This window comes from Neobacillus driksii, from assembly GCF_013409995.1.
In the GTDB taxonomy this organism is placed as follows: Bacteria; Bacillota; Bacilli; order Bacillales; family Cytobacillaceae; genus Neobacillus; species Neobacillus driksii.
In genome coordinates this window covers 63,465-81,517 of the sequence record NZ_JACCBX010000012.1, presented here as the reverse complement: position 1 = coordinate 81,517, position 18,053 = coordinate 63,465, and the positions used below count along the sequence as shown (strand labels likewise).

Genomic DNA, 18,053 nt, shown 5'->3' with positions numbered 1-18,053 from the left:
TTTTATATAAACTTGTGAAATATTTCACAAAGTCTTAAGTAACTGGAGGAATTAAAATGGCAGTGGCAGAAAAAACAGGCAAGGAATTGCAAAGTGTAACATCCATGATTGATACCCTGGTAGAAAACGGTCGAAAGGCTTTAGAGGAATTCCGCAGCTTCGATCAAGAAATGATTGATACAATTGTGAAGCAAATGGCCTTAGCTGGTCTTGATCAGCATATGCAGCTTGCAAAACTTGCTGTTGAGGAAACGAAACGAGGCGTTTATGAAGATAAAATCATTAAGAATATGTTTGCAACTGAATATGTCTATCATAATATCAAGTATGATAAAACCGTCGGCATTGTAAACGAAAACGAACATGAAGGAATCATTGAAATTGCAGAACCGGTTGGCGTTATTGCTGGTGTTACTCCTGTAACGAATCCAACCTCTACAACGATGTTTAAAGCACTTATTTCCATAAAAACGAGAAATCCAATTGTGTTTGCTTTCCACCCATCTGCACAGAAATGTAGCAGTGAAGCAGCTAGAATCCTTAGAGATGCAGCGATAAAGGCAGGAGCTCCTGAGAATTGCATTCAATGGATTGAAACACCATCTATTGAGGCTACACAAGCACTGATGAATCACTCTAAAATATCTATGATTCTTGCAACTGGCGGCGCGGGAATGGTCAAATCCGCTTATAGCTCTGGTAAACCTGCTCTCGGCGTTGGACCTGGAAACGTTCCATGCTATATGGAGAAATCAGCCAACATTCATCAAGCAGTGAATGACTTAATCTTATCAAAGACGTTTGACAACGGAATGATTTGTGCTTCTGAGCAGGCTGTCATTATTGATCAGGAGATTTATGCAGCCGTTAAAAATGAGATGATTGCAAATAATTGTTATTTTTTAAACGAAGAAGAAAAAGCTAAAGTTGAAAAATTAGTTATTAATGAAATTTCATGTGCAGTTAATCCAAATATTGTTGGAATGGCTGCTAGTAAAATTGCTGCATTGGCAGGCGTAACCGTTCCAGAAAACACTAAAATACTTGTAGCTGAATTAGACGGCGTCGGACCAGCATACCCGCTATCAAGAGAAAAATTAAGCCCAGTCCTAGCCTGTTACAAGGTTAATAGTCTTGAAGACGGCCTAAAAAGGGCAGAAGAAATGTTAGAATTCGGCGGTCTAGGACATTCTGCCGTCATCCATTCTCAAGACCAAAATGTCATTAAGCAGTATGGCTACCGAATGAAAGCAGGAAGAATCATTGTCAATGCCCCATCTTCACAGGGCGCCATCGGTGATATTTACAATGCTTATATGCCTTCCCTAACACTTGGCTGTGGTTCATATGGAGGAAATTCTGTATCCACTAACGTTGGTGCAATTCACTTAATCAATATTAAAAAAGTAGCCCAAAGGAATGTTAATATGCAATGGTTTAAAGTTCCGTCCAAAATCTATTTCGAGAAAAATGCAACACAGTATTTAGCGAAAATGCCGAAGATTTCTAAAGCATTTATTGTAACCGACCCTGGAATGGTGAAACTAGGCTATGTAGATAAAGTACTATACTATTTAAGGAAAAGACCGGATTATGTTCACTGTGAAATTTTCTCAGAAGTAGAGCCAGATCCATCCATTGAAACTGTCATGAAGGGTACCGAAATGATGGCTAAATTCCAGCCGGATGTAATTATTGCCCTTGGCGGCGGTTCAGCGATGGATGCGGCTAAAGGTATGTGGCTGTTCTATGAAAATCCAGAATCTGAATTCTTTGGTTTAAAACAGAAATTTCTCGATATCCGTAAACGAATTGTGAAATATCCTAAGTTAGGTGAAAAGGCACAATTTGTAGCGATCCCAACCACTTCTGGAACAGGTTCTGAGGTAACTTCCTTCTCCGTCATAACCGATAAGGAAGCAAATATTAAATACCCGCTTGCCGATTATGAATTAACACCAGATGTAGCGATTATTGATCCACAGTTTGTTATGACTGTACCTAAACATATTACTGCTGATACTGGAATGGATGTATTGACTCATGCAATTGAGGCTTACGTGTCTTGTATGGCAAATGATTATACAGACGGCCTTGCGATGAAGGCAATCCAGCTTGTATTCGAATATCTGCCTAGAGCTTATCGAAATGGCAGTGATGAATTAGCACGTGAAAAGGTGCATAATGCTTCAACTATTGCTGGGATGGCTTTTGCAAATGCATTCCTTGGTATCAATCATAGCCTTGCCCATAAGCTTGGTTCAGAATTCCATATTGCACACGGACGTGCAAATACAATCTTAATGCCACATGTTATTCGCTATAATGCAGCTAAACCGAATAAATTCACAGCATTCCCGAAATATGCGCACTTTGTGGCAGATAAGCGTTATGCAGAAATTGCAAGAACCCTTGGACTGCCTGCGAGCACTACAGAAGAAGGAGTAGAAAGCCTTGTTCAAGCGATCATTCGCCTTGCAAAAGAGCTTGAGATTCCGATGAGTATTGAAGCAAATAATATTGACGCTGACACTTTCGAAAGCAGGGTTGACTACCTCGCAGATAAAGCATTTGAAGATCAATGCACTACTGCTAACCCTAAGCTTCCATTAGTAACAGAATTAGCTGACATTTATCGTAAAGCGTATAAGGGAGTTTAAAAAGAGTTATATAAAGCAAGTTGAAAGGCCACCCAGATCACTGGATGGCCTTTTCTTTGATTGCAAACCGCTTGCTTAATCACTCGTTATTTCTGTTAAATCTTTAACCTCAGCATTAATGCCCTTTTTTTCCACTGCTTTAAGACGTGTAATGATTTCATCCGTAAACTCCAGAACCTATGTTTTTCAAAGGTTGGTTGTTTTTCTCCTTATATAGACAATAGGAACCCTTTCGTTTCTTCTTTTAAATAATTTTAATTTCTTGCTCGTCTGATTAATTGTAGTAATTCACCATTAGGTCCATAAAATAAAATCATTAGACCGCCTTCAAGTGTTGATTTTGGTTGGTCCGATAAAAATTTAATTCCTTTTTTTTCATAATAGCTAATCGCTTGATTAATATCCTCTACCGCAAAAGCCAGGTGGTTAACGATCCCACTTTTGTTATACTCATCTAAAGGATCAATATCTCGAATCAGTTCAATTTCCATACTTGGCTGTTCTTCAAGATATAAAAATGCCATTTCTCTTGTTTTAGAAGATCCTCGAAGGCGAACCTTAAATCCAAACATATCTGAGTAGTACTGGATAGTATGATCCATATCGGAAACAATGATGGCTGTATGTTCTATTTTTTTAATCATATAGATTCCAACTTTCATATTAAATAACAAATGAATATAGGAGTTTCCACACCAACACCAGGTTTCTCTTATTCCTTGAAAATATGAAATTTGAAGGGTTCACCAACTTGGTCACGTGCGAACTCCTAACATATGTCTTTTCCTATAACTGCTATATTACATAATTACACAGCTTACCGATATTTTCTACTTCCACAGTAACGATGTCACCAGATCTCATTGGACAACTGCCAGAAGGAGAACCAGTAGCCAAAACATCACCAGGCTCCAATGTCATAATCTGGGAAACCCAACTGATAAGGTAAGGAATAGAAAGTGACATTTGATTCGTATTACCATCCTGAACCACTTTACCATTTAATGTTGTAACGATTCGTAAATTGGTTGAATCTATGCCTGCTACAATCCATGGCCCCAATGGACCAAAAGTGTCAAAACCTTTGCCGCGTGTGAACTGAGGGTCCTTTTTTGTAAGATCTCTTGCTGTTACATCGTTAAATATAGTACAGCCAAATACATAATCCAACGCTTCTTCTTCTTTTATATTTTTTCCTCGTTTCCCAATTACAAGTGCAACTTCCCCCTCCAACTCGACCTGTTGAGTTAAATTACTTGGTGGAAGAACGATTTTTCCTCGATCTGGAATTAAGCTGGTTGTAGGTTTTAAAAATAAAAAAGGTTCATTGAGGTTGGCTGTTCCACCCGTCTCTCTTGCGTGTGCAGCATACGTCCAGCCAAAATTAATCACTTTTGATGGTGCTACAGGCTCCAAAATTTTCACATCATTATATTTAACCCTATCACCATCAAATTTTAGTTCATTGTTTACAATTTCAGTAAAATTACTCGACAACTGTAAAATTTCATCATCCTCAACAATTCCGTAATACACTTTTCCATTTTCATTCTGATAACGAACGATTGTCATCGTTTTTTGTAGTACCTGCATTAGAAATCAACTCCAAATTACAAATATTCACAAAATAAGGGCCGTGAATTCATGCAGCGGCCCTACTAGCTTTCCTAAACAGCAATCTTATCAGAAACAACGCATGCCTTATTCTTTTCATGATCAAATTGACCTTCCCATTTCGTAATAACTACGGATGCTAAAGCGTTTCCAATTACATTAATACAAGCTCGGCCCATATTTAAGATAAAGTCAATTCCTGCGATAAAAGCTAAACCTTCAAGCGGAAGTCCTGCAGCTGCTAAAGAAGAGAGAAGCACTACTAATGCTCCGCCGGCTACTCCAGAGATACCTTTGGAAGTAATCGCAAGAATTAACAGCAACGTGATTTGTGCACTTAGTGGCATGTCAATTCCGTAAAGCTGGGCAATAAAAAGGGAAGAAAGAGCCAGATATATACAAGATCCATCCGTATTAAAGGAATATCCAACCGGGACTACAAATGAAACGATCGATTTCGGGCATCCATAGCTCTCCAGCTTCTTCATCACTTGGGGTAGAGCGGATTCGGCACTTGACGTAGAAAAAACAAGAAGGAATTCATCCTTAAAAAATTTGATAAACTGGATAAAATTGATTTTAAATAATTTGGCTACTAATCCAAAGCAGACGATAGCGAAGAGCAGGTACGCACCATAAGCTGTAACGATTAATTTCCCTAATGGAATTAGTGAGGCTACTCCAAACTTGGAAATGGTTACACCAATTAGCCCAAAAACCCCGAATGGTGCCACTTTAAGAACATAGGAAACCATATGGAACATAGCACTAGAAAAGCTTTTAAAGAAATTCAGCAGGGGCTTCCCCGATTCTCCCATCGCCGCGATTGCTAGACCTAACAGAGTAGCGAAGAAAATAACAGGTAATAGGTGCCCTTGTGCCATCGAGTCAACGATATTAGACGGAACTATATTAACAATAAAATCTAAATGACTCCCCTTCTCCATCTCCTGTTCAGTTGCAACGTATTTTGATATGTCCCCTTGAGCAAGTGTTTTCATATCAACTCCTGCGCCGGGTTGGAAAACGTTTGCAAAAAACAGACCGATTACAATCGCGATCGTGGTAGCCACTTCAAAATATAGAATGGTTCTAAACCCTAATTTACCGAGCTTCTTGGCACTGCCCATTCCGGCAATGCCAACCACTATACTCGAAAAAACGATGGGAACCACAACCATTTTAATTAACCGTAAAAAAATGTCGCCTACTGGTTTTAAATAGGTCTCGACGCCAGGATGTTTGTAAAATACCAACCCAACGATGACACCAAAGATCAGACCAAGTAAAATTTGGATAGGGAGTCCCAGTTTTTTCATTACGATAATCCTCCTATTTTTTATCTTTTAAATGTGTCCTATTACTTTTTCTGTTGATCGATACTTCGCTATTTCCTGCTCATAAAGATCGTTACCGTGTGCATCATAGACTACCATTACTGGGAAATCCTTGACAATGAGTTGACGAATTGCCTCTGGCCCGAGATCTTCATATGCTACTACTTCTGCGGATTGGATTTTATCACTTAAAAGCGCGGATAGCCCACCAACGGCAGAAAAGCAAATGGCTTGATGGTCTTTGCATGCATCTTTCACCGATTGACCCCGTGGTCCTTTTCCAATCACGCCCTTAACCCCGTATTCAAACATGGCCGGTGCATATGGGTCCATGCGGGAGGCTGTTGTAGGAGCAATGGATCCAATCACTTGACCAGGTTTAGGGGGAGTAGGTCCAGCATAAAAAATTATATGGTTTTTCAGATTCACAGGAAGTGGTTGATTTTTGTCCAACAGCTCGAGAAACCGCTTATGAGCAGCGTCTCTAGCTACATATATAATTCCATTTAGGAAGACTTCATCACCTGCGTGTAAATTTATAACATCCTCAATAGTAAGCGGGGTTTGTAAGTAGACTTTAGCCATTTATTAGCACCTACCTTTTCAAATTTAGAGTACATAAGATTTTTTACGTGCAGCATGGCACTGGATATTCACGGCTACTGGAAGAGCTGTAATATGGCATCCATAAGTTTCAGCAGCTACCCATAATGCCGTATTCGTACCTCCCAATCCCTGTGGACCAATTCCCAGCTTGTTAATCTCTTCGAGTAATTCTTTCTCTAGTTGGGCAATATGCGGTTCGTGATGATGCACGCCTATTTCACGCAGAACGGCCTCTTTAGCAATCTCCGTTACTTTATCAAAGGTCCCGCCAACGCCTACTCCCACTACGATAGGAGGACATGCTCTTCCTCCAGCCGCTTCGATCGTGTCCAATACAAATTTTTTCACCCCCGCCACTCCTTCTCCAGGGAGCAAGAATTTCATCGCACTCATATTTTCACTTCCGCCACCCTTAGGCAGAACCGTTAATTTGATCTTGTCTCCTGGAACGATTCTGGTGTGTATCACACCCGGGGTATTATCGTTTGTATTGATTCTGAGTAATGGATCCCCTACGACTGAATTACGAAGGTATCCCTCCTTGTAGCCTTTTCGAATGCCCTCATGAATCGCTGCTTCAAAATCTCCTCCCTCAATGTGTACTTCCTGGCCAACTTCTGCATAGACAACGGTAAGCCCTGTATCATGGCAATATGGTCTATCTTCTTTGGCAGCTAAGTTAGCGTTTTCAATTAGCTGTTCAAGAATCGACTTCCCCAACGGAGACTGTTCTGTTTCCAAAGCCTTATGGAATCCATTTACAATGTCATCCGGTAAGTAATAACAAGCCTCCCAACAAAGTACAGAGACAGCATCGCGAATCTGTTCTACAGAAATCTTTCTCATTCCTCATCCATCCTTTAATTTTTTTGTTTGCGCATAAACTATGTGGCGAGAAAAGGCAACCCTAAACCCCTTCTCTGTTTGTTCCTTGACTCAAGTATAGGTTAAAAAAACATTCATGTATAATGAATGTTTATGAATGATTTAATCGATAAAGTCAATCAAAACTGGTATTATAATAATTGTAAGGAGGAGAGTCATTATGGAACTTAGCTGGTTAAAGACATTTATAACTGCTGCAGAAGAGGGAAATTTCAGGAGAACTGCGGACAGACTTCATGTTGCCCAGTCAACTGTCACGCTTCATATTCAAAATATCGAGGACAAGCTCGAAACTCAGCTGTTCGACCGCGTCGGCAGGTCTGTTCAGTTAAATCCAACAGGACTGGGATTCTTACAGTACGCCAAAACTATTTTGGAGAACTACAACGAGAGCATAGAATATGTCGCAAGGCGTCTTCAGGGTTACCAGGAAACCATCAAAATCTCTGTAGCTACGGTCGTTGCAACAACATATCTTCCCAGCTGGATTAGAGAATTTCGCAAAATGAGTCCAGAAACAGAGTTCTCTATTGAGGTGACGGATTCGAGTTCAGTAATATCTAGCGTGATTAATCAGGAGTGTGACATAGGGATTGGCCGAATTCCAGTCGTACAGGAACAAATTGAATGCATTGAGCTATATAACGACCCAATTGTTCTCGTTGGTCCACACGGCGTTGGTGTACTAAATGAAAGGGTGTTAAGTACGAACGATATCTTTCATGAAAATTTACTGTTCACCTATAACCATCCACTATACTGGGATGATCTGTTATTTCAACTTCGGCAACACGTGTCTAATGTGAGAACCATGAAGGTAAGCAAGGTACACGTATCCGTTGAATGGATTAAGGAGGGGATGGGCATATCCTTTCTTCCTCTTTCAACAGTGAAAGACCAGGTCGAGAAGGGATATATCGATATAATTCCTTTTCCATACTTCTCTCTCCCGTCTGCACACACCTATATACTGACGCGGAAGAATCAAAACCAGACAATCTATAGCTTTATCGAGCTAATATCAAAGGAAGAATTTTCTTTTAAGAGAGAGCAACTATAAATCCGGCGTCAATTCTAAATACAATCATAATCTTTCTTTAACGATAAAAAGGGGGATGATCCCCCTTTTACTCCTTTACATCATTTTTAACAAAGCTGATTAATGGAAATTCTTTTCTTGAGCAAATTCCTTATTCATAATAAAGCCAAATAAATAAAAAATGCCGCACTCACTACTATGTGAGCACGGCAACTTTTTAATGTTTTTCCTTAAAAGCAGTAAATGATAATGAGGTATTAATTCAAAGTTGGTTATACCATAATCTTACAAATATCATTCGTAAATTCAACTGGATCTTGGATTGGTAATCCTTCAATCAGAAGTGCTTGATTGTAAAGTAACTTTGTATACAAATCTAGCTTCTCTTTATCATTTTCAAATGCTTCTTTTAATGATTGGAATACTTCATGATTTTTATTAATCTCAAGCACCTTTTCAGCTTTAATATTTTGATTATCAGGCATGGCAGCAAGGATTTTTTCCATTTCAATCGAGATGTCGCCTTCGGTTGCCAGGCAGACAGGGTGAGACTTTAAGCGTTTTGAAACTCGGACATCCTTGACTTTACCCTCTAAAATAGTTTTCATATAGTCAAAGATTTCTTTGTATTCCTTCTCCTCTGTTTCGGAATCGCTCTTGTTTTCTTCGCCTTCAATTCCTAAGTCACCGCTAGAGATGGATTTGAATTCTTTTTCCTTGTAGGTCATTAACATTTTGATTGCAAATTCATCGATATCCTCAGTGAAATAAAGAATTTCAAAGCCTTTTTCAGAAACAAACTCTGCTTGAGGCAGTTTATCAATTCTTTCAATTGATTCACCAGAAGCATAATAGATATATTTCTGTTCTTCCGGCATTCTTGATACATATTCATCCAATGTAACAAGCTTCTTCTCTTTAGAAGAGTAGAACATAATCAGGTCCTGTAATACTTCTTTATTCGCCCCGAATTCACTATAAACACCGTATTTTAACTGACGGCCAAACGATTTATAGAATTCTTCATATTTTTCTCGTTCATTTTTTAATAAGCTTTGAAGTTCACTCTTAATTTTTTTGTTAATATTTTTAGAAATAAGCTTCAGTTGACGATCATGCTGCAGCATCTCTCTTGAGATATTAAGAGATAGGTCCTCAGAGTCAACCATTCCTTTTACGAAGCTAAAGTGGTCAGGTAGCAAGTCTGCACACTTTTCCATTATTAAAACACCATTTGAATAAAGCTCCAAGCCTTTTTCAAATTCTTTTGAGTAGAAATCAAAAGGAGTTTTTTCTGGAATATATAAAATGGCATTATAGCGGATTGTCCCGTCAACACTTACATGGATATGTTTAATCGGTTTATCAAACCCGTAACGTTTTTCTGCATAGAAGTTCGCATAGTCATCGTCAGTTAGTTCGCTTTTATTTTTCTTCCAGATTGGAACCATGCTATTTATGACTTGTTCTTCTACATAATCCTCAAACTCATTATCGCTGCCCTCTACCGGCCTCTTTCCTTTAACATCCATTTTGATTGGATAGCGGATAAAGTCGGAGTATTTTTTAATAATGGATTTTAGGCGGTACTCCTCTAAAAACTCATCATAGTTTTCATCTTCCGTATTTTCTTTAACTTTAAGGATAATTTCAGTTCCAACAGAATCCTTCTCGACTGTCTCAATCGTATAGCCTTCTGCTCCGGTAGATTCCCACTTGTAAGCTTCATCACTGCCTACTGCTTTACTAATAACTGTCACAACATCCGCAACCATGAATGCCGCATAGAAGCCGACACCAAACTGACCGATAATGTCATAGCCATCTTTTAATTCTGTTTCTTTTTTAAAGGCTAAAGATCCACTTTTCGCAATCGTACCAAGGTTGGTTTCAAGCTCTTCCTTCGTCATCCCAATCCCGGTATCAATAATTTTCAAGGTTCTATTTTCCTTGTCAGGGATTACTTTAATAAAGTAACTGTCTTTGTCGAAGCTTAAGGTATCATCTGTTAATGCTTTGTAGTAGATTTTATCAATCGCATCACTCGCATTTGAGATTAACTCTCTTAAAAATACCTCGCGGTGCGTATAAATAGAGTTAATCATCATTTCTAACAGCCGTTTAGACTCAGCTTTAAACTGCTTTTTGGACATCGAAACCTCTCCTTACATATTTTGATTAACTAGTTTTCGAATCATTAGCACTCTCGACATCAGAGTGCTAACTCCGACAATATTTAAATATCATATATCCATATACCCTGTCAATAAAATAGCGGCACACTTTTTAATGTGCCGCTTACTATTATTTTTGACTTTGGAAGACCAATTGTAAACCTAATCCAATGTAAATAGTTCCTACGACTTTTCCCTGCCAGCGAGAAATCTTGCTGTTTTTTGTAAACAGCTTATTACCTAATGAACTTGCTAGAAAGGCTAAGGTTGAGGTGTACAAAATACTCATTAACACAAAGACTAGCCCTAAATTTAATAGTTGATAGACTACCGGGGGACCATCTGTTTTTACGAATTGCGGAAGAAACGCAAGGAAAAATAACGCTGTTTTTGGGTTCAGCAATTCAATAAGTAAGGCTTGTCGAAAGGATACAGCAGATTTCTCTTTTTTGACTTTTGGCTGTTCGTGCTTTTTTGTTTTTTCGAACAATGCCTTTATTCCTAAAAAGATTAAATAAGCTGCGCCTAGATATTTAACTACTTCAAAAGCTAATGCTGATGTCATAAGGATGGCTGACAGACCAAGAACGGCTGCAATCGTATGAATTAAATCCCCTACCGCAATGCCAACACCGGTAATGATGCCAGCTCTTAATCCGCCTTTTACGGTTTGAGTCAAGGTCAATAACACCGCTGGGCCTGGGATTAGAAACAGCACCAGTACAACCAAAATAAAAGCCCACATCTCTCTCTCTCCTATACACGTGTTTACAAATATCATATCACGATTTTCTTGAAATTGGCTTTTTAAAAAATGATGAAGAAAGAATGTCCTAGAGTTGAATGCTCTTCGGTCACTCTAGACCTCCTGCATTGACCCAAATGCCTTTTCTGCATGATCTTCGGTCACTCCAGACTTCCTGCATTGACCCAAATGCTTTTTCTACACTTTCTTCGGTCACTCCAGGCCTTCTGCATTGACCCAAGTGCCTTTTCTAAATACTCCTCGGTCACTCCAGACCTCCTGCATTGACCCAATTGCTTTTTCTACATGTTCTTCGGTCACTCCAGGCCTTCTGCATTGACCCAAATGCTTTTTCTACACTTTCTTCGGTCACTCCAGGCCTTCTGCATTGACCCAAATGCCTTTTCTACATGCTCTTCGGTCACTCCAGGCCTTCTGCATTGACCCAAGTGCCTTTTCTAAATACTCTTCGGTCACTCCAGACCTCCTGCATTGACCCAAATGCCTTTTCTGCATGCTCTTCGGTCACTCAAGGCCTTCTGCATTGACCCAAATGCTTTTTCTACATGCTCTTCGGTCACTCCAGACCTTCTGCATTGACCCAAATGCCTTTTCTACATGCTCTTCGGTCACTCCGGACCTTCTGCATTGACCCAAACGCCTTTTCTACATGCTCTTCGGTCACTCCGGACCTTCTGCATTGACCCAAACGCTCTTCGGTCACTATAAATAAAAAAACCGACATTAATTTTTGTCGGTTTGTTCTGATTTTATTACCTGCAACCTTTGATCTTCAGAGCTTTCAACAATATGTTTAAGGATTGAAAGCTTATTCTCCCAGAACTTTTCGTAGAACGAAAGCCATTGCTTGAGTTCTGTCAACGGCTCAGGTTGAAGCCGATAAATCTTCTCTCTTCCTACCTTTATTCCATGAACTAGTTCAGCTTCTGAAAGAACTTGAAGGTGTTTAGCAATGGCTGTCCTGCTCATTGGAAAATGGGCTGTTATTTCTGAGATGGGGCGCTCTTTTTCCGCTAGTAATCTTAATACTTCTCTTCGAGTGGGGTCAGCAATCGCTTGAAATACATCATGCTTTTGTGCAGAGGATGACACTTAGCTCTCCAAAAGGGTACGTAGCTTCTGAACGATACCAGCCCATCCCTGAGCCATATGATTTCTAATATCAGAAGCTTTTTGGTTGGCTTTGCCAATAATTGCGTCAGATTGTGGCCATCCGCCATGAATGAGGGTGAACTCCGTTTTATCCCCCAAATCCTTTAAATTAAACGATAAAAACCAGCCCTCTGTATCCCAAATGAACGATAGAGAATGAGGAGGATTAAATTCCGTCACTTTACATGGAGATGGACCGAATGGGGATTGTAGATGAAACTCTGCACCCACTTCCGGTTTGAAATCATTTGGCATAAACCATGTAGAAATAGACTCTGCAGATGAGACCTGCTCCCATACCTTTTCTATTGGTGCGTTAATGACAACTGTTTGCTTAATATCTTGTAATGTATTTTCCAATGATTTCTCCCACTTTCACACTTTAATATAAAACCATTTGGTTTCACTTCCTGAATTATATAAAACCATTTGGTTTCATGTCAACAAAAATTTTCTCATTTACTTTTCCCGTTACCTCCATTTTAAATACAAAATGACACTTCTCACTAAGGAAGTGTCAAATGTTACATCCTATGACTATGTTCTAAGTAAATCGTTTTCTTATCATAATAACGGGCTAAAAAACTGCCAGTTAAGGAAGCGAGGATTTGCTGGAATAGCATCCCTACAACTACGGGCACCGCAACAGCCGGAGAAAAATAGGTAACAGCAATAACAGCGCCAGCACTTATATTTCTCATTCCACCAGAAAAAGCTAAAGAAACGACCGTGTCTCGATCACCTTTGATTAATTTACCGATTAAAAATGAAAATAGATATCCCGTTAATGCAATAAAAAAGACCACTACTATGATACTTATTAGTTTTAGATTTATATTTTTTAAATAAGGAGCAATGACTGCGCCATTTAGCATAACAACGATGCCAAGGCAGATTTTTGAAAAAGGCGCCAATGTATTACTTAACTTTTTCGTAAAGTTCCCTTTTGAACTCTGATTTAACCACATTCCAAGAAGCGAAGGCAGCACAATCATTCCAACTAACCCCTGCATAATACTCATAAAATCCATTTCAATTTTCTCACCTATTAAGAAAGACAGACAATACGGAACAATGATTGGGGAAAGAATGGTATCGATAAGTATAATGGATAAGGTCAACGGGATATTCCCTCTATAAATCGAAACCCAAATAAAACTGGTTATTCCAGTAGGAATCGCCATTCCTAACACAATGCCTGTAATCGTAAAAATATCCTCTTGAAACGTTATATGACCGACACCCCAGGCCCATACTGGCATGAGGATATGCAGTAACACCATCGCTGCAAGTATTGGAAGCGGATGCTTTACAACATCTGATAAAGATTTGAAATTCGAGTTCAAACTTCCTGCAAATGTCATAAACGCAAATATCCAAGGGATTAAATATGAGAAGTCTGTAAAATAGGTAGAAAGTAAAACTCCCAATACTACACTTGTGGGTGTAATTAAAGGCATGATTTTTTCTAGTTGTTTATTTATCTTCTGCAGCATGTTGCTTCTCCCCAAGCTTATTTTCTATATTCCTTCCAAGCCGTAAGACCACCTTCTAAGACTTCGACTTGATAGCCGAGACCGTCAAGAATAGCGGCACATCTCGTAGCGGAATTTCCAGTCGTGCAGGTAACAACCAATCGTTGTTCCTTCGATATTTGAGCTAACTCATTCCCTTCTTCAAGATTGAAAATTACCGTTTTTGGGATGTTAAGACTCAAAACCTGTGAATCTTCAATATGGTAAACATTATACTTTTCTTCTGCCCGAACATCTAGAAGAAGTACTTTTTCTTCTCCTCGTATTCTTTCAAGAAGTTCCTTTGGACTAATTCTTTTCAATGCCAACACCTCCATATCAAGGATATCACATTTTTTATATTTCATAACTCCGTTAAGCAGTGATTAATCACTGCTTTTTTTGTACCTAAATACTTCTCAAGTCTTAGAAATAAATAAATCTCAGGTTCATTGGTAGTTTTTGAGAAATCCCTTATGATTAAGCTATAGAAGGGGAGGGATACAAGATGAAGAGAATAGTGATTTTCCTATTGATTATCACAGGGTTATATATTGTTTTAAATCATACATTCCAGTTTGATGGTTTTGTTTTTGGAGGAAGTAAAAATGGCAGGGCTACGTTATCAAAGACAATTGACACCATTGAGATAAATGTGGGAAGTGTTCGCACTACGATTATTCCTGAAGACCGAAATGATGTAGAAGCGGTGTTAACTGGCAAAGGCTCGCTAATCGTTAAAGAAACAGGAAATAGTATAGTAGTTGAAACAAAAAGGAAAATGTTTAATTGGTTCTCATTTTCTGAGAAAAGACAGCTAAAGATCTATGTACCTGAAGATTTTAATCGTGATATGAATATTCAAATTGGATCAGGGTCATTGAATTTCTCTGGGCAATCAATGAAATTAAGTCACCTTTCTTTAGATATTGGTTCTGGAAATGTTAAGATTGATCATTTAGAAGTGAATGAATTTACCCATGATGGATCTTCAGGGAATGTAGAAATCGATACTTTAATTACGAAAACAGGTACTTTTGACCTTAGCTCAGGAAACCTGGATATAAACCACTTTACTGGAGCGCTTGAAGCGGATGTCTCTTCTGGAAAGTTCTCGGTGCAAATGGATAAACTTAATGATTCGATTGATATCGACCTTAGTTCTGGCGATGTGAACCTTGATTTACCTGACGACGCTGATTTCAACTTGAAAGACAAAGTAAGCAGTGGAAATATCTCGAGTGACTTCCCTCTAACTACTAAGGGGACTGATAACAATAACCTTAAAGGAACACACGGTTCCGGGAAACATGAAATAAATGTCTCCGTTTCTAGCGGTGATGTTAAAATATTCTAAGAAGGTAAAGAGCGCTTGGATTTCGTAAATCCAGGCGCTTTTTCCCTTGTAACCAAAATAGTCCAAATCTCATATCGTATAATGCCTTGTGCACTCAATATGGAAGGTGGATTATGATGGATTATTACCATTATCCTTACCCGCTGCACCCACAGGAGCCCCCCTACCCTGGTTATCAATACTACTACCCAATAAACAGGCAATATCCACAGGTGGATGTCAATGTTTTCACGAAGTCCATTAAAGCCTATCGGTTATTAATGGACCAGGGCAGTATTCTATTGGACCGGTTAGGCAGTGGGGATTTTGATGTTAAGTTAATGACAGCTGCTCAACAGGGGAACCAAACAGAAGTAGATAGGCTAATTAAAACGATTGGTCTAAAAGTGCCTGTGAGGACAAAATATACACCCACCGGCGTCACCTTTGAACTCACAACACAACCAGACCCGAGCAGCTACATGAGCTGCTGTACCTTAACCGTACAGTTAAAATGGGGAAAATAAAAGACCTTCAGATGAAGGTCTCTTCTTTAAAACGTATTACTCTTCCTTCATATCAGAACTGAGTTTGACCCTTATTTTCGAATAGGAATTTTTCCAGTTTCTCAGCAGATAATGGTTTACTATAGTAATAGCCTTGTCCGATTTGACAAGCATTCCGTGTTAAAAACGTAACCTGTTCTTCCGTTTCGATTCCTTCCGCAATGACAGTGAATTTTAAATTTACACCCATATCAATAATCGTTTTCACCATCATCCCTTGATTCGAATGATTGGTAATATCATCGACAAAGGTTTTATCAATCTTAATTTTATCAATGGGAAGATGTTTCAAATAACTTAACGAGGAGTATCCTGTCCCAAAATCATCTACCGACAACAGGACACCAAGACTCTTTAATTGATTCAGAATGATGGTGGAGTTCTCAAGGTTTTGCATAAGACTCTCAGTGATTTCCAGTTCTAAATAATTTGCCTCTAGATCGACATCCTCGAGCATGTCAGAAATGAATTGAATGAAATGTTCATCCTGAAATTGCCTAACCGAAACATTTACAGCAATGGGAAAATCATTGAACCCTGCATCCTTCCAAGTTTTTCTCTGTTCACATGCCACTCGTAATATCCATTTGCCCAGCGGAACAATCAGTCCTGTTTCTTCAGCTAAGGGAATAAATTCAGACGGTGCAATATCACCATATTCAGGATGGTTCCAACGGATTAATGCCTCTACTCCGACAATTTTACCTGTAACTAAGTGAAACTGGGGTTGATAGTGGAGCGTCATTTGATTTTGCTCCATTGCTCTTCTTAACCAATTCTCCAACTTCATTTTCCAAGTAGAGATTCCGTCGAGATTATTTGAGTAAAATTGATAGGTATTTTTCCCACGATCTTTGGCTTGATACATAGCTGTATCTGCATTTTTAATCAGTGTTTCTTCATTTTTTCCATCTGTTGGATAAATACTGATTCCGATACTTGGCGTGACATAAAACTCTTCATTATTAACGTCAAATGGATGTGAGAATTCATTGAGTATTCGTTTAGCGACTTGAGAAGCATTTTCTTTATCAACATCTTCTAGGACAATAATAAATTCATCCCCGCCCTGGCGAGAGACAAGTCCTTCATTTTGAACCGCTTTTTCTAATCTGCCTGCTACTTTTTGTAGAATACGATCGCCAACTGTATGACCTTTCGTGTCATTAATGATTTTGAAGCGATCTAAATCTAAGAATATAACTGCGTGCATTTTATTCTGTTGATGTTGTAGGACATCATTTAAATGGTTTCTAAACTGATTGCGGTTTGGCAAACCCGTCAATGTATCATAATAGGCCATAAATTTTATGGTTTGCTCTGATTTCTTTCTTTGGGTGATATCTCTTCCCACTACCTGAATGGCAAATCGGCCTTCGTAAAGGATTGACCTTGCCGCCATCTCTACATCAATATATTCACCATCAATTCGCCTTACTTGGAACTCAAAATTATATCTTTCGTTTTCCACCTTACCAGTGGAGGATACCTTATTTTTAATTAAATCCGTAATTTGGGCAGGGACAAAATTCTTAGCTGATTGACCAACCACTTGCTCCTGACATTCTGCTCCGATTACTTTACATCCCGCTTCATTTATATACTCAATTTTTCCATTATAAACGACAGCAATAATATCAGGTGACATTTCTACTAAACTTTGATAAAGACCTTCACTTTCTTTACGGTCTGTAATGTCGAATAACACGCTACTAAAATCAACAAACTCTCCTTTAGAATCAAAGGTCGGTATCCCGCTATCCTGAATCCACCGAACTTCACCATCGGGGCGGATAATTCGATATTGACTGGTCACATTTTCGCCGTTGGCAATTTTCTTTTCCCTTTCTTCTAAAACATGCAAATCTTCTGGATAAATAACCTCCTTCCAGAGGTAGGAATTCTCATAGAAATTTTCCAACTTGTAGCCATATAGTTTTTCAATCCCAGGAGTAATTAAGAGAGTGTCATTTTTTAAATCATGTGACCAAATTGCCACATCTAGTGAATCGAAGATATTTTTCATTTTTTGCTGATTTTTTTGAAGTTCCTTTGCCTTTTGATCAAATTCTTTTGTAAGAAGAAAGAGGGTGAAGATTGCTGCCATATATATGCCGATAGTTACGTAGCCTGTTATTTTTATAGAATGAAAAAAATTAGGTAATAAAAGATCAGCAGCCTCTAAAGTGACCAATAAACAAAAAATGAGGATTAACAAAAACCTATATAGATTTCCTTTAATTAGCATGGTTGTCTCCCATTTTAATATTGTTATAGTTTTAAAATAGCAAATCCAAGGCTTTATCACAATCTTATTATTTTTCCATTTCCCTATTTCTAATTCATCCATATAAGAGTAAAATAAAACATACTTTTTTAAATACAATTTAGGAATTAGGAGAAT

16 protein-coding genes are annotated in these 18,053 nt (G+C 38.6%); 4 read left to right on the top strand and 12 right to left on the bottom strand.

Annotation, left to right across the window (positions count from 1 at the left end):
- Nucleotides 1-56 precede the first annotated feature (56 nt).
- Nucleotides 57-2,660, top strand: a complete 2,604-nt coding sequence (gene adhE / locus F4694_RS23815) for a bifunctional acetaldehyde-CoA/alcohol dehydrogenase (protein WP_179602407.1) — start codon at nt 57-59, stop codon at nt 2,658-2,660.
- Nucleotides 2,661-2,914: 254 nt separating this feature from the next.
- On the opposite strand, the gene F4694_RS23810 is transcribed toward adhE, so the two are convergent.
- The 5 genes from F4694_RS23810 to F4694_RS23790 all read right to left on the bottom strand — a co-directional run bounded on the left by F4694_RS23810 (nt 2,915) and on the right by F4694_RS23790 (nt 7,063).
- Entirely contained in the window at nt 2,915-3,304 is a 390-nt protein-coding gene (locus F4694_RS23810) for a VOC family protein (protein WP_179602406.1), read from the bottom strand.
- Nucleotides 3,305-3,455: 151 nt separating this feature from the next.
- On the bottom strand, nt 3,456-4,253 hold the full coding sequence (locus F4694_RS23805; RefSeq protein ID WP_179602405.1) for a fumarylacetoacetate hydrolase family protein: 798 nt from the start codon (nt 4,251-4,253) through the stop codon (nt 3,456-3,458).
- A 74-nt stretch (nt 4,254-4,327) separates the two neighbouring features.
- Entirely contained in the window at nt 4,328-5,593 is a 1,266-nt protein-coding gene (locus F4694_RS23800) for a cation:dicarboxylate symporter family transporter (RefSeq protein WP_179602404.1), read from the bottom strand.
- Nucleotides 5,594-5,620: 27 nt separating this feature from the next.
- Entirely contained in the window at nt 5,621-6,196 is a 576-nt protein-coding gene (locus tag F4694_RS23795) for a Fe-S-containing hydro-lyase (RefSeq protein WP_179602403.1), read from the bottom strand.
- Nucleotides 6,197-6,220: 24 nt separating this feature from the next.
- Nucleotides 6,221-7,063 carry a fumarate hydratase gene (locus tag F4694_RS23790; protein ID WP_179602402.1) on the bottom strand — a complete coding sequence of 281 codons (843 nt, stop codon included), beginning with the start codon at nt 7,061-7,063 and terminating at the stop codon, nt 6,221-6,223.
- 199 nt (nt 7,064-7,262) lie between these two features.
- Between F4694_RS23790 and F4694_RS23785 the strand changes: the two genes are divergently transcribed.
- Nucleotides 7,263-8,162 (top strand): LysR family transcriptional regulator, encoded by a 900-nt coding sequence (locus F4694_RS23785; protein ID WP_179602401.1) that lies wholly within the window; start codon nt 7,263-7,265, stop codon nt 8,160-8,162.
- Between the two features lie 251 nt (nt 8,163-8,413).
- On the opposite strand, the gene htpG is transcribed toward F4694_RS23785, so the two are convergent.
- The 6 genes from htpG to F4694_RS23755 all read right to left on the bottom strand — a co-directional run bounded on the left by htpG (nt 8,414) and on the right by F4694_RS23755 (nt 14,079).
- A complete protein-coding gene (gene htpG / locus F4694_RS23780) occupies nt 8,414-10,294 on the bottom strand; it encodes a molecular chaperone HtpG (protein ID WP_179602400.1) in 1,881 nt (626 codons plus the stop codon).
- A gap of 151 nt (nt 10,295-10,445) precedes the next feature.
- Nucleotides 10,446-11,060: a LysE family translocator gene (locus F4694_RS23775; protein WP_179602399.1), complete on the bottom strand. Its 615-nt coding sequence runs from the start codon at nt 11,058-11,060 to the stop codon at nt 10,446-10,448.
- 744 nt (nt 11,061-11,804) lie between these two features.
- Nucleotides 11,805-12,173: an ArsR/SmtB family transcription factor gene (locus F4694_RS23770; protein WP_179602398.1), complete on the bottom strand. Its 369-nt coding sequence runs from the start codon at nt 12,171-12,173 to the stop codon at nt 11,805-11,807.
- Complete coding sequence (locus F4694_RS23765) at nt 12,174-12,593, bottom strand: SRPBCC family protein (RefSeq protein WP_179602397.1); 420 nt, start codon at nt 12,591-12,593, stop codon at nt 12,174-12,176.
- Between the two features lie 164 nt (nt 12,594-12,757).
- Entirely contained in the window at nt 12,758-13,729 is a 972-nt protein-coding gene (locus tag F4694_RS23760; protein ID WP_179602396.1) for a bile acid:sodium symporter family protein, read from the bottom strand.
- Between the two features lie 17 nt (nt 13,730-13,746).
- A complete protein-coding gene (locus tag F4694_RS23755; RefSeq protein ID WP_308806636.1) occupies nt 13,747-14,079 on the bottom strand; it encodes a rhodanese-like domain-containing protein in 333 nt (110 codons plus the stop codon).
- Between the two features lie 176 nt (nt 14,080-14,255).
- On the opposite strand from F4694_RS23755, the gene liaG reads away from it, so the two are divergent.
- Both liaG and F4694_RS23745 read left to right on the top strand, forming a co-directional pair.
- Complete coding sequence (gene liaG / locus F4694_RS23750) at nt 14,256-15,104, top strand: LiaG family protein (protein WP_179602395.1); 849 nt, start codon at nt 14,256-14,258, stop codon at nt 15,102-15,104.
- Between the two features lie 116 nt (nt 15,105-15,220).
- A complete protein-coding gene (locus F4694_RS23745; protein WP_179602394.1) occupies nt 15,221-15,610 on the top strand; it encodes a hypothetical protein in 390 nt (129 codons plus the stop codon).
- Nucleotides 15,611-15,662: 52 nt separating this feature from the next.
- Here the strand turns inward: F4694_RS23745 and F4694_RS23740 are convergent, their stop codons facing one another.
- Entirely contained in the window at nt 15,663-17,897 is a 2,235-nt protein-coding gene (locus tag F4694_RS23740) for a sensor domain-containing protein (RefSeq protein ID WP_179602393.1), read from the bottom strand.
- Nucleotides 17,898-18,053 lie beyond the last annotated feature (156 nt).